Raw genomic sequence first — 26,362 nt, 5'->3', positions numbered from 1 at the left:
GGGCGGGCACGGCGGATGTCAGCACTGTGGCGTGCTGCGGCTCGGGCCCGCTCCCGGCGGGTGTGCGCACGCCGTTCACCAGCCCATCTGGGAGTAGACGCGGCCTTCGACGATGCCGGCCAGGGCCGTCCGGGTGTAGGAGACGAGCCGCTCCGGCAGCTCGTGCGGCGGCCACCACCGCCAGGCCAGGCACTTGTCGGTCTCCAGGACCCTCGGCTCCCCTTCCCAGCGGCGCGCGCGGAACACAAGGTGCATCAACGGCGGTCCGCCCGAGGTGTCGACGACGTGCACGAGGTGCGCGAGATCCACGTCCGCGGGGTCGATGACCAGCCCGGCCTCCTCCCGTGCCTCCCGCACCAGGCACGCGACCGCGGACTCCTGTTCGCACTTGCCGGCCAGGTAGTGCCACGTGTTCCCCGCGAAACGCGAATTGGGGTGGCGCAGGCCCAGGAGCACCCGCCCGGCGTCGTCCTCCAGGTGGAGGTGGAGGTGGACGCCGATGCCGTTGAGCACGGGCCGGCCGCCCGCGTCCCCCAGCACAGGGGCGGCGCCGGGCGTGCCGCTCGGAGGGTTCTCGGCCGCGTGCCGGCGGATGAGGTCGCGCGTCCCCGCACTCAGGCGGAGCCGGTCCAGTGCGTCGGTGGTGAACCACCGCAGCAGCACGCCCTCGCGCAGTCGGAGGCGATCAGGGTTGCCGCGCCACCGGCCCGTGAACACCTGGATCGGGACGCTGAGCCCGTCGACACTGGTCGCCGTCTCCACGGCGTACGGCTCCAGCTCCTCCAGGCGGAGGTCGGGGACCTCCTCGGACAGCTCCCGCAGCAAGGTGCCCTCAAGGCCCGGGTCGTCGTGCGTGCGGCCGCCGCCGAGCAGGTCGAACGCCCCCGGCTGCCAGATTCCAGGCTTGTGATCGCGCAGATGGAGGAGGTACCGGCCCTGCCCGTCGTGGATCAGTGCGGACGCGTTCACCGGCTCCGGCCGGCCGTCCAACTGGGCGCGCAGGAGCTTCGTGCGCAACGTGAGCGAGGTGACCTCCGGCATGGCGAGCCACCGTGAGCCGGACACCTCCTCGTTCTGGAGGGTGATCGCCGGCGGCTCGTCGGCGGCGAGGTAGAACACGTAGCGGAAGTCGTAGTGCCGGTGGGCCGGTTCGCCCTTCGAAGGGCTGGCGTCGATGTCGTGGACGTCGATGTCGACCGGTGAGCCGAGCGTCTGCCGGGTCAGGCACAAGGCCCCCGGTGCGATCCCTGCCTCCTCCGCCACCTCGCGCAGCGCCGCGGCGAGCAGCGTGCGGTCCTCGGGCCCGACGTGACCGCCGGGGGTGAGCATCAGGCCGCCGGTGGCCCGGTGCCGGATGTGCAGGACCCGGCACCGGCGGTCCACGACGACGGCACTGCACGTGATATGGCCGGGCAGCGTCGTGCGGGCGGTCACGTCGACGGGCCGGTCCAGGGCGGTGAGCAGCCCGGTCAGGGCATCACGCTCGTCAGGGTGGCGGCCAAGGTACGCCTCGACGGTCTTACGGATCGAGGAGGAGCTGGGAGGCACGAGTGTCGTCTCACCTTCGACGTAGGGGCGTGGGCTGTGGAGGACGCCTTGGCGGGGTCAGCTCGCCGTCTCGCGGTCAGCGTCCGGGATCCCGGCCGGGGCCGCCGCGGCGGCCTTCAGCGACGCCGCGGTCGTGTCGCTGCCCGGTTCGACGTACGTCAATGTGTTCCCTCCCGGAGATGTGGTGGTGGCGTCAGCGTGCTCAACGAGGCAGCCCTGGCTTCGAGCACGTGTTCTTTCGGACGGCTTTCGCGCAGTGGTATTCCGCGGGTGTGGGAAGGTGTGCAGTGCACCGACCCTTGCCAAGCAAGAGAACGCGCGTGCAGGCGAGTTGGCCGAAACGCCGATGCTCGGTCCGCTTCCGGAGCTGAGGTTGAGGGCGACGTGAGGCCCGTGACCGTGGCGAACGGCAGGGGGGCGGCTGGCCAGGAGCTGGTGATGACGGACGGGAAGGTCAGGCGCGGGACGCTCCGAGGAACCGCAGTACGGCCAGGACGCGGCGGTGGTCCGCCTCGACCACGGGCAGGTCAAGCTTGGCGAAGATGCTGTTGATGTGCTTCGCCACGGCGCTCTCGCTGACCACCAGCGCCTGCGCGATGCCGGCATTGGAGCGCCCCTCGGCCATCAGGCCGAGCACCTCCCGTTCGCGGGGGGTCAGCCGCACGAGCGGGTCGCTGTCGCGCCGCAGCAGCAACTGGGCGACGACCTGCGGGTCCAGGGCCGTGCCCCCGTCCGCCACGCGCCGGACCGCCGCCACGAAGTCGGCGACATCGGCGACCCGCTGCTTGAGCAGGTAGCCCACACCGCTGGTGTTCGCAGACAGCAGGTCAGCCGCGTACCGCTCCTCCACGTACTGCGAAAGCAGCACCACCGGCGTCCCCGGCCAGCGCCGACGGATCTCCATCGCCGCCCGCACCCCCTCGTCGGTGAAGCCGGGAGGCATCCGGACGTCGATCAGGGCAAGCTCGGGCCGGTGCTCCGCCACTGCCGCCAACAGCCCCTCTGCGTCGCCGACTTCCGCGGCGACCTGGAACCCGCCCATCTCCAGCACCCTGATCAGGCCGACCCGCAACAACACCGAATCCTCGGCGATCACCGCGCGCACGGCAGCTCCGCGGTGATGGTGGTGGGCCCCCCAACGGGGCTGCTGATGTGGAAGGTCCCGTCGAGGGAGCCGACCCGCTTGGCCAGCCCGGTCAGCCCCGCGCCGGCGGCGTCGGCACCGCCCAGCCCGTCGTCGGTGACGCGCACGCGCAGCACCTCGCCGACCTGACGGACTATCACTTCTGCACGCTTCGCGTCGGCGTGCTTCGTCGCATTGGTCAGCGCCTCAGAGATCACGAAGTACGCGACTGACTCCACGTTGGGCGCCACCCGCTCCTCCAGATTGACCCGTAGCCGCACCGGCAGGGGCGTGCGAGCGGCCAACCCGGACAAGGCCGCGTCCAGACCTCGGTCTTCGAGCACGGCCGGGTGCAGCCCCCGCACCAGGTCATTGAGTTCGGATATCGCCTCCTTCGCCTCCCGGTGTGCTCTCGCGATCTCCTCGCGGGCATCGCTCGGCAGGTCCGGGCGGGTGGCAAGGGCCAGACCCAGGTTGACCGCGAGAGACACCAACCGCTGCTGGGTGCCGTCGTGCAGGTCGCGCTCGATCCGGCGGCGCTCCGCGTCGACAGCCTCGATCAAGTCGGTCCGGCTCACGGCCAGCTGATCGACCCGCGCCTGGAGCCGCTGCGCCCGGCTGGGCCCGAGCAGACCCAACGCCAGCCGCGCCTCGGCGCGGGACACTGCCCGCGTGGTCCACGGCAGGGCGCACAGGATGAGGAGTCCAGCCGCTGTGCAAGCCGGCAGCTGGGTCAGGTTGCCGAACCAGTCCTGGCGGATTCCGGTGGGCAGCGCCCATGCCCAGGCGTAGGCGATGACGCTCGCCAGGCCCGCCGCTGCCACCGCGAGCACCAGCAGCTCGAGCAGCGCGAGCAGCGGGCCCAGCAGGAGGTGGTAGCCGATCGTGCGCCAGGGCCGCGTCGCCGCGAGCCACCGGGCGGTCGAGGCCCACGTCCAATGTTCCGGCGTGGTGGGGGTGAGCCGGGGGACGTCCACACCGATGAGCACCCGGTAGCGAGCCCGCTGAGCGGCCGTCAGCGCCGGGGTGCCGAGCAGGACCAGGGCGGCCGACAGGGAAACCGTAAGGAGCCAGTTTCCCGTCCTGGCGGTAGTCGTCGCCGCCCAGGACCACACGGGCACCAGCGCCAGATGCGGCAGCACGCCAGCGGCAAGAAAGCCGGTGTCCCGCTGCGCCCGGAGGACCGTGCGTCTCGGCCCAGTTGGAATCGTCATGGCACGACGCTAGGGCACCGCAGGAGGAGAGACTGTACGGTCGTTGGTGTAACTCCCCGGCTGGAAGAGTACTTCCGGATCGTTCGGCGAGGGGCCGTCCAGCAGCGGACTGTGGATCCCCTTCAGCGTCCGGTCGAAGAACGCCGTCACGTACTCACGTGTGATCACGATTCCACGTTCGGGGTCGAGGGGCGGCGCCGGGAACCCGGCCTGCTCCTCGAGCAGGTCCACGTCGGTGAAGCTGGGGTGGTTGGCGCCGGTGACCGCCAGCCACTTCTTGTAGCCGCCGAGGGCAGGCCAGGCCTGCCCCCAGTTGTCGCCACCGCCGGCCGAGTGGTAGGCGGCCGCACCCAGCATGAGGAACGGCCGGTTGAGCTGGCCGGGCATCGGGGCCGGACTGAACGTGCCGTCCATGTTCACCCCGGCCCGTACTCGCGGGTCGGCGATCATCGTGGTGGCGGCCGCCGCTCCGCCGATGGAGTGTCCGGCCATGCCGATCTCGTGCTTGCCGATGAGGTGTGCCAGGGGCCACGCGGTATTGCCATGTGTCAACTGGTCGATCACGAAGGACACGTCCAGCGCGCGGCCGGCGGTGACCGTGTCCATGTTGAGGTTCGGGTCGTCGCAGATGGCGCACGGCGGCGTCTGGCCGTTCGCCAGCGTCTCGCCGCTGTCCTCGTGGGTGTGGCCGACGAGCGCGACGACGTAGCCGTGACTGGCCAGGTCGGTCGCGAGCGAGGTGAGCACCATGCGCGGGTCCCCGAACCCTGGTGAGAGGACCACCAGCGGGTACTTGCCCCTCTGCGGCCGCCCACCGTCGAAGGCGTGAGTGGTGACGCTGGAAAGGTTCTCTGGGGTGATGCCGGAGCTCGCCGGTATCTTCCCGTGCTGGATGTGTCCGGCCGCCTCGGCGAGGGTCATATAAGGGGCCGGAGTCCCGGTCCCGGGGACGGCCGGGTAGACCATCGTGACGGTCAGTTGGCGGGGGCCGGATGACGGCACCCACGGGTCGGGACGGCTGGCGTCGGTGAGGTGGATGACGTCCTCGCCGGCGGCGTAGGGGCCGGTCGGCGCGGGGAGCGTGCCGTGGAAGGACCGCCGGGGCGCGGTTGCCGTAGCTGTGGCCAGTGCGGTGTCCAACGCGTGTGTCGCCAGCGGTGTGGCCGACGGCGTGGTCGTGGCGGCGAACCCGGCGCCGGTTCCGGTGACGAGGGCGGCGAGCGCCAGCACCGCGACGGCGCTGATACGGCGATTGCGTTTCATGGGATCGACGCTAGGGCTCCGCGGAAGGGCAGTGCCATGAAGCCTGTACCCGATCTCATGGTGAACCTAGTACCAGCTGTAGATCTTGATCTTGGCCTGTCAGCGGACAGCATCGGGCCGCGGCAGGGAGCGCCTCTGCCACCGGCGTGTCGTCGGTGGGGGCCGCATGGGTGGTCCGGGCGCGGAGCGGACATCACCTGAGGCGGCGGGGGTAGAGGGGCAGGGACCGCGACGAGCGCGGGCTGAGGAGGACGGTTTCGATGAGCACTGCGGACAAGGCCGGCAACGCCAGCGACAAGATCAAGGGCAAGGCGAAGGAAGCGGTCGGCAAGGCGGTCGGCAACGAGCGCCTGGAAGCGGAAGGCAAGGCCGACCAGGTCGAAGGCGACGTCAAACAGGCCGGCGAGAAGGCCAAGGATGCGGCGAAGGACCTCTTCAGGGACTGAGTCGCATTCCTGACGAAGGCGGGCCAGGGCCTCATCCGGCTGCGGCCCGCCTTCCGCGCGCAGCCCACGGTTCGACAGCGCGGTCGCGCGGCAGCGGAACGGCGCGGCGGCTGTGAGAGTGCCTGGTCATTCCTGTGGGAAGTAGGCCATCATGGATGATGCTGACGGTCGAAAGCAGGGGTGGTGGGCGGCACTGTGCCGCACACCGCTGGCCGTCTGGAACGACGACGTCACCGACTGGGCCGCCGCTCTGACCTACTACGCCGTCCTCGCGCTGTTCCCCGTCTTGCTGGTGATCCTCTCGGTTCTGGGACTGGCCATGCCCACGGCGACCCCCAAGGTGATCGACCGGGTGACGCAGGCCGTCCCGGCCACATCCCGCGGGCTGCTGCGCAGCGCTCTTGTGCAGATGGCCCAACAGTCGTCCGCCGCATGGGTGCTGGTCTTCTTCGGTGCCGTGGGGGCGTTGTGGTCGGGATGCAGCTATCTGAGTGTCTTCCGCAGGGCCCTGCACGCGATCCACCACGTCGACGCGCACCGGCCGGTGTGGCGCACCGCTCCCCGCATCGTCGTCACCGCGATCGTACTGATCAGCCTGCTGCTGACCACGACTCTCGCGCTGTTGGTGAGCGGGACCCTGGCCAGGCGCCTGGGCCGGGCGTTCAATCTGGGCACCGTGCCTCAGACCGCGTGGGACGCGCTGCGCTGGCCCGTTTTGGCCGCGGTGGCGGTTGCCCTGGTCCTGGTGCTCTATCGGTCGGGTCCTGCTTCTTCGCGGCCGGTGCGGAAAATGGCGCCGGGTGGTGGTCTGGCGATCGTGCTTCTGCTGACCGTGTCCCTCGGCTTCACCCTCTATGCCTCGCACGTGAGCACCTACCACCGTCTGTACGGCTCACTGGCCGGCGTGGTGGTCTTCCTCATCTGGCTGTGGCTGTCCAACCTGGCCCTCCTGATCGGCGCGCAGTTCAACGTGGAGCTGACGAAACCCACCCTGCATCGGTCGAAAGCGATCACTGCCTCGGCGTCGCCGACCCACAGCCTCCCGGCTGACCGTCTCCTTCAGGACGACCACGGCGCCTGAGCGGCTTGTCCCCAATGGCGGTGGTCCCCAGCGGTCCACCAGACATGGGCGCCGGTACGGCGAAGGGCCCAGGCAGCTGCCTGGGCCCTGGAGTGATCTGCGAAGGGGACCGGCTCTGGTCTGAGCTGCTGAGTTCCCCACGGTCACTTCCGCCGTACATCATTGGACAGATAGTCTCTGCGCAGATAATCTACAGATAGATCATCTAGCCGAGGAGACCACCCATGTGGGAGTACGAGCACAGCATCGAGACCAGCGCCACCCCCGAGGCGATCTGGCGGCTCTGGGCCGACGTCGAGAACTGGGGCACCTGGAACGCCGAGATCGAGAAGATCGAGATGGATGGCCCGTTCGCGGCGGGCACGCAGATCACGATGACGCCGCCCGGGGACGACCCGGTACTGCTGCGCATCGCCGAGGCGGTCGAGGACGAACTCTTCGTCGACGAGGCGCGCTTCAACGGCCTGCTGCTGCGCACCATGCACCGGATCGACCGGATCGACCAGGACCGGATCCGCGTGGCGTACCAGATGGAGATCACCGGCACCGGCGCCGACGAGGTCGGCCCGCAGATCGGCCCGGGCATCACCGCCGACTGGCCCGAGACAATGGCCTCGCTGGCCGAGCTGGCGCTGCGCTGATGCCCCTCAGCCCCGGCGACAGCCCCGGATTCCTGCTGTGGCACGCCACCCTGCGCTGGCAGCGCGACATCGCCGCAGCTCTGGCCCCGTTCGATCTCACGCACGTGCAGTTCGTGCTGCTCTCCTGCACCTGGTGGCTCAACACCCAGGGCGAGCATCCCAACCAGCTGGCCCTCGCCCGCCAAGCCGGCACCGACGTCAAGATGACCTCCCAGGTACTACGCACCCTGGAAAACAAAGGACTCATCGAGCGTGAAGTCGACCCGGCCGACACCCGCGCCAAACGACTGCGCGTCACCGACACCGGCGCCGACCTGGCGCCACGCGCGATCGCCGCTGTTGAGAGCGCCGACGCGCGGTTCTTCCAACCGGTGTCCGTCGACGACGCGGTAGCCCTGCTCGGCCGTCTGGCCCATCCCGAAACCTGAAACGCCCTCACCGACCACCGCAGGCCACCGACCCCGAACCCACCGGTCGGTGGCATCTACAGGCCAGCCCCACTGCCCCAAAAGGAACGGCTAAAGAAGGCGGCTTATGGTCACAAGACGCCGCATCAGGCCCGGCAGCGGGCACCCCGCGTGCTGGACCTGTACGCCCGCACCTTCGGCGGCGAACCCCCTGGGCGAGGACGAGTACGTCACCTCCAGCGACGAAAGGACCTCCACCCAAGCCCGCTGCCGCTACCACCCGACCCTGGCCCCGGGCCAGGCCCGGGCGATGCGCGTCGACCACGAGTACGGCCGCAGCGGCGCGCTGGCCTACCAGGCCGCCTACGACGTCCACCGCGCGAAGGTCTTCGGCCGCTGCGAACCCAAGACCGGCCTCGGCCCCTTCATGAACCTGGCGGGTCCACGTGAGTCGAGATCAACCCTCCTGGTGAGCTCGGAGGACGAGCATGGACCGGCCCTCGACCTCTACCTCGCTGCCGCCCTTGATCAGTGGCCGGAACTCGGTGTACGGGAGGGCGGTGTCCACCTCCACTGCCCACCACGGATCGAGCTCCTCGGGAACGGTGAAGCCTAGAGCCTGGCTGTGGGCGTTGAAGAGGAGGAGGAACGAGTCGTCCTCCACCCGCAGGCCCCGCAGGTCCGGTTCCGTGATGGCACTGCCGTTGAGATGGACCATCAGGGACCTGGCGAAGCCGGTGTCCCAGTCGGTGTCGGTCATCTCCCGCCCGGCAGGGGTGAACCAGGTGATGTCCTGCACCGCCTCGCCGGATGGCTGGGCCGCCCGTCCCCTGAAGAACCGTCGCCGTCGGAAGACCGGGTGCTCGCGGCGCAGGGAGATCAGTTTGCGGGTGAAGTCGAGCAGCTCGCTGCCTTCGGTGACCTGTGCCCAGTCGATCCAGGTCAGTTCGTTGTCCTGGCAGTAGGCGTTGTTGTTGCCGCGCTGGGTGCGGCCGAGTTCGTCCCCGTGCAGCAGCATGGGGACGCCCTGGGAGAGCAGCAGGGTGGCGAGGAGGTTGCGCTGCTGGCGGGCGCGGAGGGCGAGAATGCCGCGATCGTGGGTGAGGCCTTCCGTGCCGCAGTTCCACGAGCGGTTGTGGTCCTCGCCGTCGCGGTTGCCCTCGCCGTTGGCCTCGTTGTGCTTGCCGTTGTACGAGACGAGGTCGCGCAGGGTGAAGCCGTCGTGCGCGGTGACGAAGTTGACCGAGGCGTAGGGCCGGCGGCCGTCGTTCTGATACAGGTCGGAGGAGCCGGTGAGACGGGAGGCGAATTCACCGAGCGTGCCGCCCTCGCCGCGCCAGAAGTCGCGTACGGTGTCGCGGTACTTGCCGTTCCACTCGGTCCACAGCGGCGGGAAGTTCCCGACCTGATAGCCGCCGTCGCCGACGTCCCAGGGCTCGGCGATGAGCTTCACCCGGGAGATGACCGGGTCCTGCTGGACGAGGTCGAAGAACGACGACAGCCGGTCCACCTCGTGGAACTGGCGGGCCAGGGTGGCGGCCAGGTCGAAGCGGAAGCCGTCGACGTGCATCTCGGTCACCCAGTAGCGAAGCGAATCCATGATCAGTTGCAGGGTGTGCGGGTGGTTCATCCGCAGGCTGTTGCCCGTACCGGTGGTGTCCCAGTAGAAGCGGGGATCCTCCGGGGACAGGCGGTAGTACGCCGCGTTGTCCAGTCCCCGCAGGGACAGAACGGGCCCGAGGTGGTTGCCCTCGGCCGTGTGGTTGTAGACGACGTCGAGGATGACTTCGATCCCCGCTTCGTGCAGGGCCTTGACCATCGAGCGGAACTCCTGCACCTGTTCGCCCCGCTGCCCGGACGAGCAGTAGGCGTTGTGCGGGGCGAAGAAGCCGATGGTGTTGTACCCCCAGTAGTTGGACAGTCCCCGCTCCACCAGTGCGTGGTCCTGGACGAACTGGTGGACCGGCATCAACTCCACCGCGGTGACACCCAGCTTGACGAAGTAGTCGAGCATGGCCGGGTGCGCCAGTGCGGCGTACGTGCCGCGCATCGCCTCCGGTATCGCCGGGTGCGTCCGCGTCATGCCCTTCACATGGGCCTCGTAGATGACGGTCTCGTGATACGGGGTGTGCGGTGGGTGGTCGTTGCCCCAGTCGAAGAAGGGGTTCACCACCACCGACTTCGGCGCGTACGGCGCCGAGTCGAGGTTGTTGCGTCGGCCGGGATCGTCGAAGTGGTAGGGGAACAGCGCCTCGTTCCACTCGACCCCGCCCTCGATCGCTCTGGCGTAAGGGTCCAGCAGCAGCTTGCTCGGGTTGCAGCGCTGACCCCACTCGGGCCGGTACGGGCCGTGGACGCGGAACCCGTAGCGCCGGCCCGGGCCGACGTCCGGCAAGTAGACGTGGTGGACGAAGCCGTCCACTTCCTTCAGCGCGATGCGCTCCTCGGCGCCGTCCTCGTCGAAGAGGCACAGCTCCACGCGCTCCGCTACTTCGGAGAACACGGCGAAGTTCGTCCCGGCACCGTCGAAGGTCGCGCCCAAGGGCGACATCTGTCCCGGTCGCGGGCCTACCTCGATGCTTTCCTGCCAGATACGCACGTCACGCCCCTCCCCAACACGGATGGTGAGCAGCCCCGCCTCGTGCGTTCCCTTTTGCCCTCCTCCCCGGTAAGCATGCGCATGGCGCCCTGTACGGCCGAGGGTGATCAGAGCGGCTACGCGGGCAGCGAATGGCGCGGCACGAGGTACCCGGGGCTCGTCGGCGGTGCTGTGCGGGGCATCATCGGTGCTCTGGTCGCCGTACCGGCTGCGTTGCCAGCGGCGTCCTGCTGGACGAGTACGTCTTCCCCGCACCGGCGCATCCGGACCGCCCGAGTCCTACCAGCGTGACCGACCCGGCTCAGGCGTGGCTTCTGTGAGTTCGGGTTCCAGGCCCTCGCTCACCGGGATGTGCCCCAGACCGGCCTCGATACGCCACGCTTCGAAGGCCCAGGTGGTGACGGCGACGACGGCCAGGCCGAGAAGCCAGCCGCCCAGCACGTCGCTGAACCAGTGCACACCGAGGGCGACTCTGGTGAAGCCGACGCCGAGCACGCTGAACACGGCGACGCCCCGGCAGGCAGTCCGCCAGACCTTCGGTACCAGGGGCAGGAGCACCAGGATGAAGATGGCGAAGGAGGTCGTGGCCGTCAGGGCGTGGCCGGAGGGGAAGGAGTAGCCCGGAGCGTGCGCCACCGGGTCCCGCAGAGCCGGGCGGGCACGTTCCACCACCGCCTTGACCAGCACGCCGATCAGGCCGCCGGCCACGGCGGTCGCCGCCGCCCAGGCGGCCAGGCGCCACGCCCTGCGGTGCAGCAGCCAGGCGGTCAGGGCCGCGACGGCCAGGCGGAGAGTGACGGGGTCCCAGACCCGGTCGGACAGCAGGTGCAGGACGGCGGTCCAGGACGGGTGGCGGACGGCGATGTCGTGCAGGCGTTGTGCGGCGCCGATGTCGATGCGCCGCAAGGGTGTCCACTGCGCCTCGACCAGTACGAGGATCAATGCGAAGGGAACCGCGGCCGCAGCGGCGACGGCTGTGGAGGCCAGCAGCCGTGCGCCGAACCTACGGTCGGCCTGTCGGCGACGTTCACTGAGCTGCCGTAGGGCGGTCAGCGTGCCCATTCAGACTCCTGGATCTTCTTGGACGGGGCCGGGACGACGACCGCGTGCCGCTTCCAGCTGGGCGGCGAAGGACAGTCCGAGGAACAGGGCGATCGAGGTCAGGTAGGCCCACAGCAGCAGCGACATGAAGGCGCTCAGTGGGCCGTAGACGGTGTCGAAGGAGCCGCTGAGGTTGAGGTAGAGGCTCAACAGCCAGGTCAGTGTCATCCACAGCACCAGGTACACGGCCGCACCGAAGGCGAGCCAGGTGTAGCCGGGCTGCCTGCGGCGTGGGGAGCGGCGGAAGACGGCGCTCGCGGAGATCAACGCCAGCAGCAGTCCGAACGGCCAGCGCAGGATGTCCCAGGCCTTCTGGGCGCTGCCGCCGAGGTGGTAGACCGTGACCGCCGCCGAGGCCAGGTCGTCACCGGCGACCAGGGCGACGAACCCGAGGCCGAGCGGAAGACCGGCGCTGACGGACATGACCAGACCGCGCAGGTACTTGTGGTGGAAGACGCGATCGCGTTCGTTGCCGTAGATCCGGTTGGCGCCACGTTCGATCTGGGCCATGGCGGTGGTGACGTTGACCAGGGAGAACGCGGCGCCGAACCAGAGGGCGACCTCTGCGCCGGCGCCCGGCGTGCGGCGACTGCCGTCGAGCGCGTTGTCGACGACGCCGGCGCTGGGACCCTGTGCCATTCGGTGGATCGTCAGTTCGGCGAGCATGCCGGCCTTCTCGGTGTGGAGAGTGGTGGACAGACCGACGAAGGCGATGACCAGGGGGATCACCGCGAGTACCGTCTGTAGGGCGAGAGCCCGGGCGTGAGTGAAGCCGTCGGCGTAGCGGAAGCGTAGGAAGGCATCGCGCAACAGCGACCAGCCGCCGTAACGGCGCAGTGCGGCCCAGGCCTCGTCGGCGGACAGTTCTTCTCCGCTCATGTCCCGTGTCTCCGGGACCTTGGTGGCGGTACCCATTCATTCCCCCCGCGTCGGCAGCAGCATGGTCAGGGCGCCCGGCCTGACCTCTGCGGTCAGGCGGCGGCCGCATGCGATGGGATCGCCGTCGAGTTCGCGGGGCTGAGCGTCGTCGAAGGTGATCTCGGCACGCCGGAAGGCGAAGAACTCCACGGATGCGCCGTCCGTGCGGCCGTTCTGAGCGGGAACCGTGGCCGCGGCTGACGGTGGTTCCACGGTTCTGCCTCGCACCAGCGTCCATATGGCGCGCATCCAGCCGCTCGCCCCTCGAGGGTCCAGGATCAGCAGGTTGAGCCGTCCGTCGTCGGGGCGGGCACCCGGCAGCAGCGTCATACCGCCCTGTACGGCGCTGATATTGCCGAGAAGCACCATACGAGCCGTACGGCGCAGGGCCGGCGCGTCGTCGAGGCGGATGCTCACCCCCATCCGAGGGGTGCGCAGCACGCGGAGAACCGCCACGGCGTAGGCGGGCCAGCCCAGCACGGATTTGGTGCGGGTGCTGTGATTGGCGCGCTCCAGCATCGCGGCGTCGAGGCCGGCCCCGCACATGGCGGCGAAGTGGGTGGCGGCCAGGCCGTCGCCCTCGATGCGGCCGAGGTCGACGCGGCGCGTCGTACCGGGCAGCGCGGCATCGAGGGCGTCGGCGGGGGACAGCGGCAGGCCGAGGTTGCGGGCGAGGAGGTTGCCGGTCCCGCAGGGCACCAGGACGACAGGGACCTCGCTGCCCGCCAGGGCGTCGGCAGCAGCCCGAAATGTGCCGTCGCCGCCGCAGACCACCACGAGCACGGCACCTCGGCGGACAGCGTCGGCCGTCTGGCCGCCCCCTGGGTCGTCGGCGGAGGTCTCCATGAATACCGGTGCGTCATAGCCGTGTCGTTCCAGGACCCGGCTCAGGGCGTCACGGGCGGTCCGGTCGGTGACGGTGGGATTGAAGATCACGGCGGCGTGACCGGGCGGCCGCCCCGCGCGGTCGGAGACGGCGGGGAGCGGGGAGGCGGCGGGCGGAGCAGTGACGAGTCCGTCCGTGAGCAGGGCGCGTCCGACGATCAGCAGGGACAGGCCGCCGTTCACGAGCCCGCCCACGACATCGGTGGGGTGGTGCATGCCCCGGTACAGCCGGGCGAGGCCCACCGCGACGGGGATGAGGAACAGCAGGCCGGCCACGACTCTCCGCCAAGGACCGTGCAACCGGGACAGCACCAGCACCGCCAGGCCGCCATAGAGCGCCGTGGCCGCACCCGTGTGACCGGAGGTGTAACTGGAGGTGGGCAACGAACCGTCGAGACGGTGCACGTCCGGACGGTGACGGTCGACCGCCACCGTGATGACCAGGAAGACCAGCGACTGCAACGACACGGCGACAGCGAGGAAGGCTGTCTGCCGCCACATCGGCAGCCTGGGGATCAGGATCAGGCCCAGGCAGCTCAACAGAGTCACGGCGATCACCGTCGGGGTGTTGCCGGCCTTCGACGCGACCGAGGACAGCGCGGTGAAAGAGCCTGTGCGCATCCGTTCGAATGCCTCATTGACCTTGTCCTCGACCGTCAGAGGCCATAGACCGTGGGCGGGTCCGGTGATGAGCAGGCCGATGCCCACCATCAACGCCGCCTGACAGGCGGTCAGTGCGCCGATCCATGCAGCGGACCAGCCGATTCCGTGCGGCACTGCGGAGTGGCCGCTCCTGGCGACGCAGGGGTGGTGCTCAGGTCTTTCTCCGGGTAACTCGGCAGGTGTCCCCGATACAGCGGTCGGCATCCGTACCCCCTGATCAACATCTCGCGGAATCTTCCGCCGGAGGTCGTCCTCTGGCTCACCGCCGTATGCCCGCTCTGCTCGGAAGCAGGCAGGCGCGCTGAAGTTCGCGAAGGGGGACGGGCGTTGGCCGGCGCGGCGGCGCCTGGGGCGCCGAACGTGCCGGTGACCGCCACTCTCCACGACACCGTGCGGAACCAGATCTGACTCGAGATCGTTCAGATCGAGTCGATGCGCCCGCCCTGACGCCCTCACACCCCCACGACGTGCGCCATCAGGACGGCGACGAGTGCGTGGACGACGTCGGGCGTCCGCCGTTCCCCGGAAGCGGCGCAGCCGCCCGGTACAGCACCTTGGACACGCTGATCAGCTCGCGTTGCTCCTTGCCCGAACCGACCATGGGCCGCGACCCGTTGAGCGGCACCTGTGCGGTCTCCGGCAGAAACCGTACGGTGACCAGGCCGATCACACCGGCCAGTATGAGGTAGTAGGCGGGCATGAGGTCGTCCCCCGAGGCGCTGATCAGCGCTTCGGTCACCAGCGGCGTGGTACCGCCGAAAGCCGCGACCGCGATGTTGAAACCGATGCCCATCGCGGCATAGCGAACGGCCGTGGGGAACAGCGCCGGCAGCGTGGCCGCGCTCGGTGCGGCGAAGCAGGCCAACAACGAGGAGAGGATCAGTACGCCGAGGACCGGCAGCCAGATGCCGTGTGCCTTGACCAGCTGGAAGGACGGTACGGCGAGCACGATCATGGCAGCCGACGAGATCCCGTAGACGGGCCGCCGTCCGACCCGGTCACTGAGCCGTCCGACGAAGGTGATCAGCAGAGCGATCCACACCATGCCGATCAGCACGAGGAGGTCGGCCGAGCCACTGGACCGGCGGAGGGTCTCCGTCTGGTACGTCGGCAAGAACCCGGTGACCATGTAGTTGGTGACGTTGTAGAGCAGCACCAGACCCATGCAGACGAGCAGTGGGCGCCAGTGCCGCGTGACGATGGTCCTGAACTCGCTGCCCGCGGACTGCTGGGCGACGGTCTTTTTGTGTCCGTCCAGTTGCTGCTGGAACGCCGGCGATTCTTCCAGCTTGAGCCGCATGTACAGGCCGATCACACCGAGCGGCCCGGCGATCAGGAACGGCAGACGCCATCCCCACGTGAGCATCTGGTGGTCGGTAAGCAGCAGATGCAGGGTGGTGACGAGCGCGGAGCCGAGTGCGTAGCCGACGAAGGTGCCGAAGTCGAGCCAGCTGGAGAGGAAGCCGCGGCGCCGGTCCGGTGAGTACTCGGCGACGAACGTGGTGGCCCCGCCGTATTCCCCACCGGTGGAGAATCCCTGCACCATTCGGGCCAGCAGGAGCAGGATCGGGGCGGCGATGCCGATCGTCGCGTAGCTGGGGATGAGACCGATGGCGAACGTGCCCACGGCCATCATGATCATGGTGGTGGCCAGCACCTTCTGCCGGCCGACGCGGTCGCCGAGTGGCCCGAAGACAAGCCCCCCGAGCGGGCGGACCACGAAGGCCGCCGCGAAGGTGGCGAACGACGAGATCACCTGGGCGCTGGGGGACGCGCCGGGGAAGAAGACCTTGCCGATGACCGCGGCCAGATAGCTGTAGACGCCGAAATCGAACCACTCCATGCAGTTGCCGAGCGCCGACGCGCCGACCGCCCGCCGCAGCAGTGCCGGCTCGACGACCTGCACGTCATCGGCGTGGAAAGCCCGCTTGTTCCGTCGGAGTCGGTGCACGAGCTCGTCGCGGACCTGCCCGGGCAACTCCACCGGCTTCTGCAACCTTGCCGGCCCGGCTTCGCCCATTGTGTCGGGTACGGTCTCGGCCACCTTGCCACCCTCTTCCACGACCACACGTTTTGCTGAAGCGATCTCTGGGGCGAATGTGAACACCCCGCACAGGATCTGCTGCCCGAGAAGATCGAAGTCACACACGTGTCAACGGTGACCGCGCGTACCTCGGGCACCACCGCGACCCGGCCGCCCGCGAGGCCGCCTTCATTCCTCCGGGCGGCGACGACGGCAGCGGGATCCGCACGGTGTCGGCATAGCGGCGGTGGTTCAGCCGGCGAGATGTTTCAGCTCCTCGACTCCGTGGGCGCCGGCGAGTTCGGCCAAGTCCACGAAGCCGGTCTCATCCCGGCCGGAGCCCCTGTGCGCGTCGACGGCCGGGGCACCCCCGGGGGTGGCGTCAGGCGGCCAAGACCTGGGGCGTTGTGGCGGTCGTAGAGCGGTTCACTCGCAGCTGTTGCAGGAGGGCGTCGGCCGCCAAGAGCGCCTGGTCCACGGACCGGGTGCCGGTGATGACGCACAAGGTGTAGGAGGCATCTTCCAGTTCCCGGCTCATGGAGCCGGTGGGCTGCCGTTCATGGTTGAGGCGGGCCGCCGCGAATCGAGCCAATACCGCACGCAGTTCCTTCTCCGCCGGCAGCAACACCGCGACGCCCTCCCTCGTCAGGCAGGCCACTTCCAGGGCCCGCTATATCCGTGAGCGCTCACCCGACAGGTGGCACCCCCAGCCGAATTGGAGCACACCTCTCTCCGGTGACTCGTGTGCCCCCGCAGACGCACCGTAAGCATCGCCCGCCGCGACGTGCCCTGCACAAGGACAGGGCGGCCGGCGTGGCCATTCCTACCGGTCGGAGGGCACCACCGGCCCCCGGGCGATCAGGACGTCGGCTTCGCGGCGCCAGCCGAGGGCGGAGTACAGGCGCTGGCCTTCCTCACTGGCGATGAGCAGACCGGTACGGGCGCCCTGGGCCACGGCGGCTTCCGCCAGAGCGCTCATCATGGCGCGGCCCAGGCCTCGTCGCCGGTGCGCCGCGTCCGTCTCGATGCGATCGGCGATCGCATCGGCGCCGACCACGGCGATGGTGCCGCGCGCCGCCACCGCTCCGGAGGAGTCGTGGAGGGTCACGACCGTAACTGGTCCCTGCACGCGGACCTCGCGCTCGTACGGCGCGACGGGCGCGTGCTGCGGGTGCTCGGCCAGACCGGTCGTCATGAACCACTCCGACCGGTGCAGCAACTCCAGTCCGGCGGTGCCGACTGCGGCTTCGACGGCGCCCGGGCGCAGCGTGGGTACCGTGAGCCAGGTGGTCTTGCTCGCGGTGGCGACGGCTGCTGCCAGCCGTGCCAGGGACTCAGGGTTTTCGTCCGCGCGGAGTGCGAAGACCTCGGCCTCGCGGCCGGGTTGATCGCACTCGGACCGCAGGCCGTCCCCGGCGGGCCCGACCGGCTCGGCCTCGGGCAGGGAGCGGGCCACGGTCCAGCCGTTCACCCAGCGTCGTATCAGCTCTGAGTCGATCTTCGTCATCCGGTGATTAGAGCATGACGGCAACAGGTGGACAGGCGAATAGCCCTCCCCGGCCGGCCACCGCCGGGGGATGCCGCCCTCCCTTCCCATGTGCCCGAACCACAGGCTCCCGGCCCGACACAGGCGTCCTTCAGCCGACGACGAAGGCCGTGAGGACGAGCGACACCAGGGGGCAAGGGCGCCGGGGAACGTGCCGTCGTGAACAGCGGGTAGTGCCCTCCAGTGAACTCGGCAGCCGGCGCTGGACGCGTTGCGACGGCAGGCGCCGGGCTGGGTCCCCTGTCGGCCGCACGCGATCCGCGGGCTCTTGGAGCAGCCCCATCCGTCAGGCTGTGTTTTCGGCGGCACTCGGAGCGGGTGTGCTTACAGTCAGGGGGTGGTTGGCGAGTTCTTCGCGGAGTGCGGGGACGAGGGTGAAGCGGGCGGTGTGGGGTACTTCGTCGCGCATCTCCCGCTCCGGGTGCGGCACGGGCTACCGGCTGGGGCTTCACGGTCATTCAGGGGAACGCGGTGCGCGGTCGTCGTGTTGCCGTTGAGCCGGGGGACGGACAGGAGCAGCTCCCGGGCGCGGGCTTCCCAGGGGGGACGGACGGTCAGCGGAACAGACGGAAGAATCCGCGCACCTGCTTGACCAGCGACTCCGGCTGCTCCAGCGCGGCGAAGTGGCCGCCGTGCGGCAGCTCCTCGAACCAGCGCAGGTCGGTGAACCGCAGCTCGGCCTCCCGCCTCGACGGGCGGGTTATGTCGCGCGGGTAGACCGACAGTCCGGATGGCGCGGTCACCTTGTCCCGGAAGTTGGCGAAGCTCTCCCAGTACAGGCGCGCCGACGACGTGGCCGACGCGGTGAACCAATAGACCGAGATCTCGTCGAGGATCGTCTGCCGCGACAACGCGTCCTCGGGATGGCCGTCGTTGTCCGTCCACGCCCAGAACATCTCGGCGATCCAGGCTGCCTGCCCGGCCGGGGAATCGGTGAGGCCGTAGCCGAGCGTCTGCGGCCGGGTCGCCTGGATCGCCGAGTATCCCCGGCCGGTGCGCTGCATCTCCTTCTCGGCCTCGAGATTCGCCAGCTCCGCGGGCGTCGGGTCGTCGAACGTGCCCGCCGCCACGGATCCCAGGTTCAGGTGGACGCCGGCGACCCGCTCGGGCGCCACCTCGCCCAGCGCCCCGGACACCGCCGAACCCCAGTCACCGCCCTGCGCGCCGTACCGTTCGTAACCCAGCGAGACCATCAACGTGTCCCAGGCGCGCGCGATGCGAGTGATGCCCCACCCGGTCGTCGACGGCTTGTCACTCCAGCCGTACCCGGGCAACGACGGCGCGACCACGTGGAACGCGTCCGCCGGGTCACCGCCGTGCGCGCGGGGGTCGGTCAGCGGGCCGAGGACCTCCAGGAATTCGAGCACCGAACCCGGCCACCCGTGCGTGAGCACGAGCGGGAAGGCGTCCGGCTCCGGCGAGCGGACGTGCAGGAAGTGGATGCCCAGCCCGTCGATGGTGTCGCGGTACTGCGGGAAAACGTTCAGCCGCTCGGCGAACCCGAAGTCGTAGTCCTCGGCCCAGCTGCGGCACAGCTCCTGTGCATACGCCAGCGGCAGCCCCTGTGACCAGTCGTCCACCGGCTCGCGCTCGGGCCACCGTGTCCGTCGCAGTCGTTCACGCAGTTCCGCGATCTCGGCTTCGGTGACGCTGACCTCGAATGGCTCGGCGGGCATGGCAAGGCTCCTTGCTGGTCGAGGCGTTGCCGGAACAGTTGCAGGTGGACTGTCAGCGCGGGCTCCCACGCGTCGTACCGGGTGCGGGGCGGCGGTCGGCGGTGGGGCGCCGGGTCAGGCTGAGGACGAGTCCGGACAGGGGGAGTGCCGAGAGCACGGCGAGGGCCACCGGCACCGGCACGATGCCGGACAGACCCGCGACAGCGGCTGGACCGATCCCGCCGCCCAGGGCGTTCATGAAGTTGAGCAGGCCCTGTGCGGTGTCGCGGTCGTCCGCGGCGACCAGGTCCGGCGCGAGGCTCACCAGTACGGCTTGGGCGTCGGCGAACCCGCACACGGCCAAGGCCGTGCCGAGGACGATCGGGATCGGCCCGGTGAAGGCCGCGACCACGAGCACGCCGATGACGGTGAGTGCCGCAAGCCCGGCCGACACCTGCCAGCCGGTGAACCGGTCGGTCAAGGTGCCGACCAGCTGCCCGGCCAGCACCGAGCAGGCGGCGGCCGGGATTAAGAGCACGCCGGCTTCCAGGGGACCGCCGCCCGTGGCCTGCTCGATCAGGGACGGGGCGCGGAACAGCACCCCGTAGTAGCCGGCGAAGACGGTCCCGCCGATGAGCCCGGCCGCCAGGAAGCCGCGGGATGCGATCACCCGTCGGGGCACGAACCCGTCGGGCGTGCTGCGCACGCGCCACCACAGTCCCACGGCGGCGAGCACCCCGGCGGCGGCCACGACGAGCGTGACCGGAGCGGGCAGGCCGACCGAGTGTGCCTGCAGCAACGTGATCAAGGAGCCGGCGAGTACCGACAGCACGGCCGCGCCGACGACATCGAGTCGCCCGGTCGCGCCGTTTCGCTCGCCGCTACCGCTACCGCTACCGCTACCGCTACCGCTCCGCGCCAGCGCGCGCCTGCTCGGCAATGCGGCCGGCAGGAGGGGTAGGGCGAGGGCCGGGATCGCGAGCACGGCACGCCACCCGAGCCATGCGGTCACCGCTCCGCCCAACAGTGTCCCGCACCCCGACGCCGTCGCGCCGGCGGCCGCGATGATTCCCAGGGCGCGGATCCGTTGCCGCCCGGGAAGGGCGGTGGCCGCGGCAAAGACGGCGATCACGGTCGCGCCCGCCCCGGCGCCGCCGATCAGTCGGCCGACGATCACGACGGACAGTGTCGGCCCGGCTCCGGCGAGCGCGGAGCCCGCGGCGAGCGTCACCACCCCGGCGACGAGGACCTGGAAGGGGCTCCAGCGGACCATCAGCCGGCCCGCCACCGGCATCGCGAGCGCGGAGGTGAGGGACCAGGCGGCGAGAATCCATGCGGTGGCCCCGAACGGCACCGCGAGTGCGCGGCCGATGGCCGGCAGGGCCACCGACGGCGCTCCCAGTGCCACGTACATCGGCAGCACCAGCATCCCCAAAGTCAGCCCCAGCCGACGCCCGTCCGGGGCGTCGAATCGCTCCGGTGCAGGGGCCCCTCCAGACGGGATCGTCTGCGGCGGCGTCCCCTGCCGAGTATGCTGTGACATGCTAAAGCTCCTTTGCGTGTAACATTACGAGGCAGTGCGGAGACACGTCAAATGCGGGACGCGTATCACAGTCCATGGGCGGTCCAGACGGCCGTCGACCTGGCCAACACCTTGAGGCCGGTCAAGGGAGAGGACGCGCTCGAGACCGTGGAGCAGTTGCGGGACTTCCTCGACGCCCATCCCACGGCCGAGCCGCTGAGTTCGGCAGCGAACCAAGGGACCGGTCCGCGGCATCTCACCCACTCCGACCTGGCGGAAGTCCGCGCGTTGCGCGAGACGGTGCGTCAGGTGCTCGAACGAGCCAACACGGACGCGGTCGAAGCTGCGGCTCTGATCAATGCTGGTCTGCGTCGCAGCCGCGCCACCCCGGTACTGCGCCACGAGGGCGACCGCTGGTGGACCGAGGTGACCTCCGACACCGACCACTGCGCGGCGCACCTTGCCGCAACTACGCTCAGCGCGCTTGCCTCTGTGATCGCCACACTCGGTCCCGATCGACTCGGCGTATGTGCCGGGCCGACCTGCCGGGCCACTTTCGTGGACCTCTCGCGCAACGGCTCGAAGCAGTACTGCACCCGAACCTGCGCACACCGGGCCAGCGTCGCGGCCTACCGGAGCCGGCGCAGCCCGCGTTGAGCGCCGGCACCTGACCCCGCCAAGCCGGCGCCGGGGTTTCGTCCGATCCCGCCTTCGGCGAACTTGTTCGTGCCTCCGAGGGCGTTCCTCGCGATGCGATCTGCATCGCGGCGAAAGCCGCAACGCAGGCCCAAGGCCGCAAGATCTCCGTTCCGACGTGACCAACGACTCCGAGCCGCGGCCAAGTTCGCCGCCGAGCACTCCCCGACTGTGACCGCGCACCTGTTCCAGGCCGAGATTCCCGCGGCCGCCGACGTACGCGTCACCGTGGTCGGCGGACGGTGATGACGGGTGATGGCGGTGGCGGCGAGGTCGAAGAAGGGGTTGATCACAACAGTGCGGTGTTCGTCGCGCATGCCGAAGCGATGCGCAAGGACGTGATGATCCGGCTCGTGGCCGCCCGCCTCGCCGGCGAGGAGATCGAACCAGGCGGTCCCATCGAGGCCGAAGCAGCTCGCCATCGCCGCCTCGCCGACGATCTCAAGAATGATTGATCACTTCTCGGCCGGGCGCGGTCAGCGGCGCGAGTCTCAGCCGGGCGCGGTCAGCGGCGCGAGGAGGCTGTCCACGACGCGGCGGACCTTCGCGGCCGCAGTGCCGTCGCCCAGGCGCATCGCGGTGTTCGCGGCGGTGAGGACGGCGTCGATCTGGAACGCTGTGAGGTCGGCATCGAGGCCGGCACTCGTCCCCGCGTCGTCGATGGCGTGTCGCAGCTCGGCGGCGATGCGGTCGCGCCAGGCCCGTTGCTGGCCGGCCAGCATGTCCCGCACCGGGCCCGGCCGGCTGTCGAACTCGGGCAGGTTCGCCGCCCAGAAGCAGCCGCCCGGGAACAGCGGCTGCTCGGCGTAGGCGAGCCAGTGCTCGACTAGGGCGCGCAGCCGCTCGGCGCCCTGGGGTCGGGTCAGCGCGGGGCGGATCACGGCCTCCTCGAAGGCCTCGCGTGCCGCCTCGATCACGGCCAGTTGGAGCTTCTCCTTCGTGGAGAAGAGCGTCTGGACGCTGCTCTTGCCCACGTTCAGGTCCGTCGCGAGCCGACCGAAGCTGAGCCCGTCGAGCCCCTCCAACGACGCCGTGTCGACGGCGTGCCGCACGATCGTCCGTCGCGACCGCAGACCTCGAAGCAGGCGCCCGTCCTGCACATCCTCGCTCACCTGCCTCATTGTGCCACCCCCTTGCGAAAAACGTACGTACGACCGTACGTTTTCTTCGTGAACACCCATCAGATGTTCGAGCTCGCCCAGGCGTTGGCGCACGCCAAGAGCCGTCAGGACCTGCCCGCGGCGCTCCGGCTCCTGCACCAGGACGTACTGCTGGAGTCGCCACCCTTCGGCACCAAGGCCCGCGGCCTGCCCGACAACGAGAAGGCGCTGGCACGCTTCTTCGCGTCCTTTCCCGACTACGAGGTCACCCTCGACGGGCACGCCGGCAACGACGACACCCTGGCCTGCTGGGGCACGGCACGCATGACCATGACCGGTGACCGGTTCGGCGTGACGCCCAACGGCAGGCGCGCCGAACTGCCGGTGTTCCTCCAGTTCACCTTCGCTGACGGCCTGATCGCCGGCGAGCGGTTCTTCCTCGACCTCGCGGAGCTGTGCGCCCAGTCGGGCGTCTCCACCGACCAGGTCCGGCACACCCTGCTGGGAGGCAGCGCATGACCCCCGACCCCCGCACGAAGACCATCGGCGAGATCACCACGTGCCACCTCTTCGACCTCGTCATCGACCTGAGCCCCCGACTGGACTTCGGCACCGGCCCGCTCGGCCGCAGAACCCTGTTCGGCGACACGGGAGGCACCTTCCACGGACCGCGCCTGCACGGCGACGTGCTCCCGATCGGCGGCGACTGGGCACTGCTCCGCCCCGACGGGACGCTGTCACTGGACGTGCGCCTCACCCTGCGCACCCACGACGGCGCCCTGGTGTACATGAGCTACGGCGGCCGCTGGGTCACCCCGCCCGAATTGCGGGCCGACATCGCCGATCCGGCCAAGAGGTACGACATCGATCCGGCCCGGTACTACTTCCGCACCAACCCGCTTTTCGAGACCGGATCGCAGAAGTACGCATGGCTGAACGACATCGTCTGCGTCGGAGTGGGTTACCTCATCGAAGGCGGGATCGCCTACAAGGTTGCCCAGGTCGAATGAGCCGGTTCTTCAGAGCGCAGTACGTCGGCTGGAACGGCCGGCAGCGAACCACGCTGGCCGAGTTGCGTGCCAGCGGCCGGCGCCGTCGGCTCGACGAGGAGGCCTCCGGGGTGATCGGGAGCGGCGCGGAGCCTCGGTGGGCGGCTCAGCGGGCGCTGCTGATCCGCTCGCCGTCCGGCAGCGTGCTGCGGGACGGCGTGGGTTCCCTGCCTGCTGGGGTGGCCTGGTGCCGGCCGGGCGGACGGCAGTCCGTATAGCAGGCGGCGGCCGAGCTGGGGGGCTGCTGGGCTGCTGCTGGTTACTGGATCAGTTGGTGCTGCCCTGTCGCGCAGGTCCTGGCAGGGCCGTCCTGACCGTGGCGCTCGATTCGTGGGCGGGGCGCGCTGCGCCGCGCGGTGAAGCACTCCCGACTCGGGTTCTGGCACAGCTTCCGTGCAGCGGCCACTCTGTGTATTTGCTGCGGCTGCTCGGTCGTAATTGCCGGGCGGTCGCGGTCACGAGTCTCGTACGGTGCCGAGATGTTGACTGTACGAGCTATGACGGAAGCTGGTGTCCCGGCGGCCGCATCAGCTGGCCCTCACTCGTCGAGTCCGGAATCGGCCGTATGCTCCTCGAGGCCGTGCACGCTCATGCGGACGGCTTCAGCGGCTGACGGCGCTGTCCAGGCTGACGACTACGACGGAGTATCCGTAACCGAAGTTCGTTACCGGCGCACGCTGTAGAACACGTACGGAATGAGCTCGCCGGAAGTCAGGCGAGGAGAACCCGTTTCGGCAGCAGAGGAAAGCCCGCGCGGCCGAACATCTGCCGTTTGAGCATCTTGATCCGATTGACATCACCTTCGACGACGCCTGACTTGCAGGGCAGCGTGAGTCCGGCGATGACGGCGTCGCGGTCGCGGTCGATGCCGGCGGCGAGCGTGTGGAGGCTGGGTAGGTCGTCCTGACGGACGGCATGGAGCCAGTCCTCAGGCGCTCGCCCTTGCGGCCGGTGACCATGGCCGCGAAGGAACGGACGTGCCAGGTCAGGGCGTCGAGTTCGGGGCAGTGAGCCCGGACGGCCTTGAGCTCGGGATGCTCGGATTCGGTGAGGGTTTCCGGGTTCCGGAGCTCGCCGACGCCGCGACGCCGTGCACGACGCCTGTGACAGAACGAAGACGTCGCAGTGGACCGCTCGTAACTCGGTGCGGGATACAAATATCTTCGACCGCATGAACCGTGCCAGTCCTGGGGGAACACCGTGAAGTACACCCGCGTCACTGCTCTCGCCGCCATCGGTGTGGCCACTGCCCTCTCGCTCACCGCCTGTGGCAGCGACGGCTCCGGAAAGGACTCGTCGCCCAAGAGGTCCTCGGCTTCCTCGGCCTCCTCGTCGTCGGAGAGCGACTCGAAGGCCGAGGGCGGTTCGGGCTCGGGCAGCTCGACGGCTGGCAAGGCAACGGCGGGCTCCAGCAACGCACAAGGCGGCTCCAGCCAGGCGGCCTCCGGCAAGGGCACCGAGGCCGGCGCCGGGGGCGGTGCGAAGGAGGCCGGCGGCAAAGTCCCCTTCTGCAAGACCGCAGACCTGGCCATCGCTGCCAGGAACGCCGCGCCCGACAAGACCTCCGGGAGGATCGACATCACCATGACCAACCGGGGGACGACCACTTGCTCGGCGACGGGCTTCGCGGGCGTCGACATCAAGGATGCCGACCACACTTCGAGCCCCATCAAGCGCGGCCACGCCCAGCCGCGTCTCACGATCCTGAAGCCCGGCGACGCCGCTGTCTTCGACCTCGCCTACGATATCGACACCACCGGCAAGAGCCTCACGTCTCCGACCGACATCCTCGTGACGCCGCCGAACGAGACCCACACCGTTACCTTGAAGTGGCCGGCGGGCGCGGGGCAGATCAAGGGCGCCTACACCGACGTCGAGGTCTACCCCACGCACACGACCAAGTAGCAGCGGCTTCGTCCCGTCCACCGCACATGTCGGCGATAGAGGGGATCCAGCACCCGGTCGGCTCGTGTACTTCTTCCGGCACTTCGGCCGGTGGGGTTCGCAGTGGCCGCAGTGCGGCGACGTACATGAAGGTGGCCCTCGCGACCGGGGCGGGCCCGACCCCTTCGTGCGTAAGAGAAGAGCGAGGTTTCCACCATGGCCGCCGCAGCACTGCTCATAGGTTTCGCCATGTTCTTCGTTGCTCCGGTCGTCCCATGGCTGCTGTTTCCGATGCGCCGCCGGGCAGGAGCCGCCGCCGCTGCGGTGTGGGGGGTGGCGCTCCTCGTCCTGAGCACCGTCGTCTGGGACGGGGCTTTCCTGCCGTCGGCACTCCTCACTGCCTTCTCGTGTTGCGTCCGTCTGGTGGTCGAGGCGACAGGCACCTTGGAGGAGCCGCGGGCACGGCGCCGCGCCCGCCACTCGGAACGTGTCTGTGCGCGAGTCGCTCAGGACACCTGACGAAGCGCGATCCGTGCTCCTTCGGGAGCGCGGCCGCTGCTGCGGCGGCGTCGAATCCAAGAAGAACCGCCTCTTCCCCCGTGGCAGCAGAGCGAGTCACGAGGAGCAGGCCGCGCACCTGGGCTGATGGTCCGCAGTCGCCATCAACGACAGCACCGACGGCTTCATCCCCCCTGGCCGGGCAGGGGGGCCTGCTGGGCCGCGGCCGACTACTTGATCAGTTGGTGCAGGGCTGTCGTGCAGGCCTTGCCGCGGTCGTGTTCACCGTGGTGCTCGGTCCGTGGGGGGAGGGCGCTGCGCCGGGCCACCCGGCGGGCCGCGTTCGAGACCGCGGTCACATTCGAGGGTCCCAGACGGTGACCGCAGGGTGACGGGTTCCGTGCGGGCCGTGAGCGAGACGGTGAAGCACCCCACATGACGCAGGTCACCTACGACCCGGGGCCGTAGTCCTAAATGTCCGATACATCCTTTCGGGCACC

At 69.7% G+C, this 26,362-nt stretch carries 26 protein-coding genes; 11 read left to right on the top strand and 15 right to left on the bottom strand.

Translation table 11 applies throughout. From position 1 onward, the window contains the following. Positions 1 to 75: 75 nt before the first annotated feature. From ACZ5CZ_RS32740 to ACZ5CZ_RS32725, 4 genes are all read right to left on the bottom strand, one after another. Positions 76 to 1,548, bottom strand: a complete 1,473-nt coding sequence (locus ACZ5CZ_RS32740) for an NUDIX hydrolase (RefSeq protein ID WP_468948001.1) — start codon at positions 1,546 to 1,548, stop codon at positions 76 to 78. A 454-nt stretch (positions 1,549 to 2,002) separates the two neighbouring features. Next, on the bottom strand, positions 2,003 to 2,653 hold the full coding sequence (locus ACZ5CZ_RS32735) for a response regulator (protein WP_468947999.1): 651 nt from the start codon (positions 2,651 to 2,653) through the stop codon (positions 2,003 to 2,005). Then, the gene (locus tag ACZ5CZ_RS32730; RefSeq protein ID WP_468947998.1) at positions 2,641 to 3,885 is read right to left on the bottom strand and encodes a sensor histidine kinase; all 1,245 of its coding nucleotides are present in this window, start codon (positions 3,883 to 3,885) and stop codon (positions 2,641 to 2,643) included. The genes ACZ5CZ_RS32735 and ACZ5CZ_RS32730 overlap by 13 nt, the downstream gene beginning before the upstream one ends. 9 nt (positions 3,886 to 3,894) lie before the next feature. Further along, positions 3,895 to 5,148, bottom strand: coding sequence for an alpha/beta hydrolase family protein (locus ACZ5CZ_RS32725; RefSeq protein ID WP_468947996.1), 1,254 nt, complete (start codon positions 5,146 to 5,148; stop codon positions 3,895 to 3,897). Between the two features lie 260 nt (positions 5,149 to 5,408). On the opposite strand from ACZ5CZ_RS32725, the gene ACZ5CZ_RS32720 reads away from it, so the two are divergent. From ACZ5CZ_RS32720 to ACZ5CZ_RS32705, 4 genes are all read left to right on the top strand, one after another. Continuing rightward, positions 5,409 to 5,594, top strand: coding sequence for a CsbD family protein (locus ACZ5CZ_RS32720; protein WP_468947994.1), 186 nt, complete (start codon positions 5,409 to 5,411; stop codon positions 5,592 to 5,594). 151 nt (positions 5,595 to 5,745) lie between these two features. After that, complete coding sequence (locus ACZ5CZ_RS32715) at positions 5,746 to 6,675, top strand: YihY/virulence factor BrkB family protein (protein ID WP_468947993.1); 930 nt, start codon at positions 5,746 to 5,748, stop codon at positions 6,673 to 6,675. Positions 6,676 to 6,899: 224 nt separating this feature from the next. Continuing rightward, on the top strand, positions 6,900 to 7,316 hold the full coding sequence (locus ACZ5CZ_RS32710) for an SRPBCC family protein (RefSeq protein ID WP_468947991.1): 417 nt from the start codon (positions 6,900 to 6,902) through the stop codon (positions 7,314 to 7,316). Beyond that, positions 7,316 to 7,744, top strand: coding sequence for a MarR family winged helix-turn-helix transcriptional regulator (locus ACZ5CZ_RS32705; RefSeq protein WP_468947989.1), 429 nt, complete (start codon positions 7,316 to 7,318; stop codon positions 7,742 to 7,744). The genes ACZ5CZ_RS32710 and ACZ5CZ_RS32705 overlap by 1 nt, the downstream gene beginning before the upstream one ends. A 436-nt stretch (positions 7,745 to 8,180) precedes the next feature. Here ACZ5CZ_RS32705 and glgX read toward each other — a convergent pair whose 3' ends face one another. From glgX to ACZ5CZ_RS32660, 9 genes are all read right to left on the bottom strand, one after another. After that, the gene (gene glgX, locus ACZ5CZ_RS32700) at positions 8,181 to 10,274 is read right to left on the bottom strand and encodes a glycogen debranching protein GlgX (RefSeq protein ID WP_468947987.1); all 2,094 of its coding nucleotides are present in this window, start codon (positions 10,272 to 10,274) and stop codon (positions 8,181 to 8,183) included. Between the two features lie 327 nt (positions 10,275 to 10,601). Beyond that, entirely contained in the window at positions 10,602 to 11,384 is a 783-nt protein-coding gene (locus ACZ5CZ_RS32695; protein ID WP_385845438.1) for a phosphatase PAP2 family protein, read from the bottom strand. Further along, the gene (locus ACZ5CZ_RS32690) at positions 11,385 to 12,338 is read right to left on the bottom strand and encodes a YihY/virulence factor BrkB family protein (protein ID WP_468947985.1); all 954 of its coding nucleotides are present in this window, start codon (positions 12,336 to 12,338) and stop codon (positions 11,385 to 11,387) included. Further along, positions 12,339 to 14,093 carry a bifunctional phosphatase PAP2/diacylglycerol kinase family protein gene (locus ACZ5CZ_RS32685; protein WP_468947983.1) on the bottom strand — a complete coding sequence of 585 codons (1,755 nt, stop codon included), beginning with the start codon at positions 14,091 to 14,093 and terminating at the stop codon, positions 12,339 to 12,341. A 271-nt stretch (positions 14,094 to 14,364) separates the two neighbouring features. Further along, entirely contained in the window at positions 14,365 to 15,909 is a 1,545-nt protein-coding gene (locus ACZ5CZ_RS32680; RefSeq protein WP_468948142.1) for an MFS transporter, read from the bottom strand. A gap of 385 nt (positions 15,910 to 16,294) precedes the next feature. After that, a complete protein-coding gene (locus tag ACZ5CZ_RS32675) occupies positions 16,295 to 16,540 on the bottom strand; it encodes a DUF5133 domain-containing protein (RefSeq protein ID WP_468947981.1) in 246 nt (81 codons plus the stop codon). A gap of 195 nt (positions 16,541 to 16,735) precedes the next feature. Beyond that, the gene (locus ACZ5CZ_RS32670) at positions 16,736 to 17,419 is read right to left on the bottom strand and encodes a GNAT family N-acetyltransferase (RefSeq protein ID WP_468947980.1); all 684 of its coding nucleotides are present in this window, start codon (positions 17,417 to 17,419) and stop codon (positions 16,736 to 16,738) included. A 593-nt stretch (positions 17,420 to 18,012) separates the two neighbouring features. After that, a complete protein-coding gene (locus tag ACZ5CZ_RS32665; protein WP_468947979.1) occupies positions 18,013 to 19,134 on the bottom strand; it encodes an epoxide hydrolase family protein in 1,122 nt (373 codons plus the stop codon). A 52-nt stretch (positions 19,135 to 19,186) separates the two neighbouring features. Beyond that, a complete protein-coding gene (locus ACZ5CZ_RS32660; protein WP_468947977.1) occupies positions 19,187 to 20,542 on the bottom strand; it encodes an MFS transporter in 1,356 nt (451 codons plus the stop codon). Between the two features lie 165 nt (positions 20,543 to 20,707). Between ACZ5CZ_RS32660 and ACZ5CZ_RS32655 the strand changes: the two genes are divergently transcribed. Both ACZ5CZ_RS32655 and ACZ5CZ_RS32650 read left to right on the top strand, forming a co-directional pair. Next, entirely contained in the window at positions 20,708 to 21,292 is a 585-nt protein-coding gene (locus ACZ5CZ_RS32655) for a CGNR zinc finger domain-containing protein (protein WP_468947976.1), read from the top strand. A gap of 284 nt (positions 21,293 to 21,576) precedes the next feature. Further along, positions 21,577 to 21,786, top strand: a complete 210-nt coding sequence (locus tag ACZ5CZ_RS32650) for a hypothetical protein (RefSeq protein ID WP_468947974.1) — start codon at positions 21,577 to 21,579, stop codon at positions 21,784 to 21,786. 36 nt (positions 21,787 to 21,822) lie between these two features. Here ACZ5CZ_RS32650 and ACZ5CZ_RS32645 read toward each other — a convergent pair whose 3' ends face one another. Further along, positions 21,823 to 22,443 carry a TetR family transcriptional regulator C-terminal domain-containing protein gene (locus ACZ5CZ_RS32645; RefSeq protein WP_468947972.1) on the bottom strand — a complete coding sequence of 207 codons (621 nt, stop codon included), beginning with the start codon at positions 22,441 to 22,443 and terminating at the stop codon, positions 21,823 to 21,825. Between the two features lie 57 nt (positions 22,444 to 22,500). Here ACZ5CZ_RS32645 and ACZ5CZ_RS32640 point away from each other — a divergent pair, with 57 nt between their 5' ends. The 5 genes from ACZ5CZ_RS32640 (at position 22,501) to ACZ5CZ_RS32620 (ending at position 25,883) form a co-directional block, all read left to right on the top strand. Then, a complete protein-coding gene (locus ACZ5CZ_RS32640; RefSeq protein ID WP_230921778.1) occupies positions 22,501 to 22,950 on the top strand; it encodes an ester cyclase in 450 nt (149 codons plus the stop codon). Then, positions 22,947 to 23,441, top strand: coding sequence for a DUF3237 domain-containing protein (locus ACZ5CZ_RS32635; RefSeq protein ID WP_468947970.1), 495 nt, complete (start codon positions 22,947 to 22,949; stop codon positions 23,439 to 23,441). Before ACZ5CZ_RS32640 ends, ACZ5CZ_RS32635 begins: the two co-directional genes overlap by 4 nt. Next, positions 23,438 to 23,698 (top strand): hypothetical protein, encoded by a 261-nt coding sequence (locus ACZ5CZ_RS32630; RefSeq protein WP_468947968.1) that lies wholly within the window; start codon positions 23,438 to 23,440, stop codon positions 23,696 to 23,698. Before ACZ5CZ_RS32635 ends, ACZ5CZ_RS32630 begins: the two co-directional genes overlap by 4 nt. A gap of 982 nt (positions 23,699 to 24,680) precedes the next feature. Further along, positions 24,681 to 25,385, top strand: coding sequence for a DUF4232 domain-containing protein (locus ACZ5CZ_RS32625; RefSeq protein WP_468947966.1), 705 nt, complete (start codon positions 24,681 to 24,683; stop codon positions 25,383 to 25,385). Positions 25,386 to 25,580: 195 nt separating this feature from the next. Further along, the gene (locus ACZ5CZ_RS32620) at positions 25,581 to 25,883 is read left to right on the top strand and encodes a hypothetical protein (protein ID WP_468947965.1); all 303 of its coding nucleotides are present in this window, start codon (positions 25,581 to 25,583) and stop codon (positions 25,881 to 25,883) included. A gap of 209 nt (positions 25,884 to 26,092) precedes the next feature. Here ACZ5CZ_RS32620 and ACZ5CZ_RS32615 read toward each other — a convergent pair whose 3' ends face one another. Beyond that, positions 26,093 to 26,221 carry a hypothetical protein gene (locus ACZ5CZ_RS32615; protein WP_468947963.1) on the bottom strand — a complete coding sequence of 43 codons (129 nt, stop codon included), beginning with the start codon at positions 26,219 to 26,221 and terminating at the stop codon, positions 26,093 to 26,095. Between the last annotated feature and the right edge of the window lie 141 nt (positions 26,222 to 26,362).

It is taken from the genome of Streptomyces sp. NPDC031418 (assembly GCF_055581605.1).
This window is presented reverse-complemented; position numbering and strand designations above follow the sequence as displayed.

Excerpts from the sequence above, each read along its gene's own strand:
- ACZ5CZ_RS32730 (WP_468947998.1), bottom strand. The coding sequence starts at position 3,885 with ATGACGATTCCAACTGGGCCGAGACGCACGGTCCTCCGGGCGCAGCGG.
- ACZ5CZ_RS32725 (WP_468947996.1), bottom strand. The coding sequence starts at position 5,148 with ATGAAACGCAATCGCCGTATCAGCGCCGTCGCGGTGCTGGCGCTCGCC.
- ACZ5CZ_RS32720 (WP_468947994.1), top strand. The coding sequence starts at position 5,409 with ATGAGCACTGCGGACAAGGCCGGCAACGCCAGCGACAAGATCAAGGGC.
- ACZ5CZ_RS32715 (WP_468947993.1), top strand. The coding sequence starts at position 5,746 with ATGGATGATGCTGACGGTCGAAAGCAGGGGTGGTGGGCGGCACTGTGC.
- ACZ5CZ_RS32710 (WP_468947991.1), top strand. The coding sequence starts at position 6,900 with ATGTGGGAGTACGAGCACAGCATCGAGACCAGCGCCACCCCCGAGGCG.
- ACZ5CZ_RS32705 (WP_468947989.1), top strand. The coding sequence starts at position 7,316 with ATGCCCCTCAGCCCCGGCGACAGCCCCGGATTCCTGCTGTGGCACGCC.
- glgX (WP_468947987.1), bottom strand. The coding sequence starts at position 10,274 with ATGTCGCCCTTGGGCGCGACCTTCGACGGTGCCGGGACGAACTTCGCC.
- ACZ5CZ_RS32695 (WP_385845438.1), bottom strand. The coding sequence starts at position 11,384 with ATGGGCACGCTGACCGCCCTACGGCAGCTCAGTGAACGTCGCCGACAG.
- ACZ5CZ_RS32690 (WP_468947985.1), bottom strand. The coding sequence starts at position 12,338 with ATGGGTACCGCCACCAAGGTCCCGGAGACACGGGACATGAGCGGAGAA.
- ACZ5CZ_RS32685 (WP_468947983.1), bottom strand. The coding sequence starts at position 14,093 with ATGCCGACCGCTGTATCGGGGACACCTGCCGAGTTACCCGGAGAAAGA.
- ACZ5CZ_RS32680 (WP_468948142.1), bottom strand. The coding sequence starts at position 15,909 with ATGGGCGAAGCCGGGCCGGCAAGGTTGCAGAAGCCGGTGGAGTTGCCC.
- ACZ5CZ_RS32670 (WP_468947980.1), bottom strand. The coding sequence starts at position 17,419 with ATGACGAAGATCGACTCAGAGCTGATACGACGCTGGGTGAACGGCTGG.
- ACZ5CZ_RS32665 (WP_468947979.1), bottom strand. The coding sequence starts at position 19,134 with ATGCCCGCCGAGCCATTCGAGGTCAGCGTCACCGAAGCCGAGATCGCG.
- ACZ5CZ_RS32660 (WP_468947977.1), bottom strand. The coding sequence starts at position 20,542 with ATGCTGGTGCTGCCGATGTACGTGGCACTGGGAGCGCCGTCGGTGGCC.
- ACZ5CZ_RS32655 (WP_468947976.1), top strand. The coding sequence starts at position 20,708 with ATGCGGGACGCGTATCACAGTCCATGGGCGGTCCAGACGGCCGTCGAC.
- ACZ5CZ_RS32650 (WP_468947974.1), top strand. The coding sequence starts at position 21,577 with ATGACGGGTGATGGCGGTGGCGGCGAGGTCGAAGAAGGGGTTGATCAC.
- ACZ5CZ_RS32635 (WP_468947970.1), top strand. The coding sequence starts at position 22,947 with ATGACCCCCGACCCCCGCACGAAGACCATCGGCGAGATCACCACGTGC.
- ACZ5CZ_RS32630 (WP_468947968.1), top strand. The coding sequence starts at position 23,438 with ATGAGCCGGTTCTTCAGAGCGCAGTACGTCGGCTGGAACGGCCGGCAG.
- ACZ5CZ_RS32620 (WP_468947965.1), top strand. The coding sequence starts at position 25,581 with ATGGCCGCCGCAGCACTGCTCATAGGTTTCGCCATGTTCTTCGTTGCT.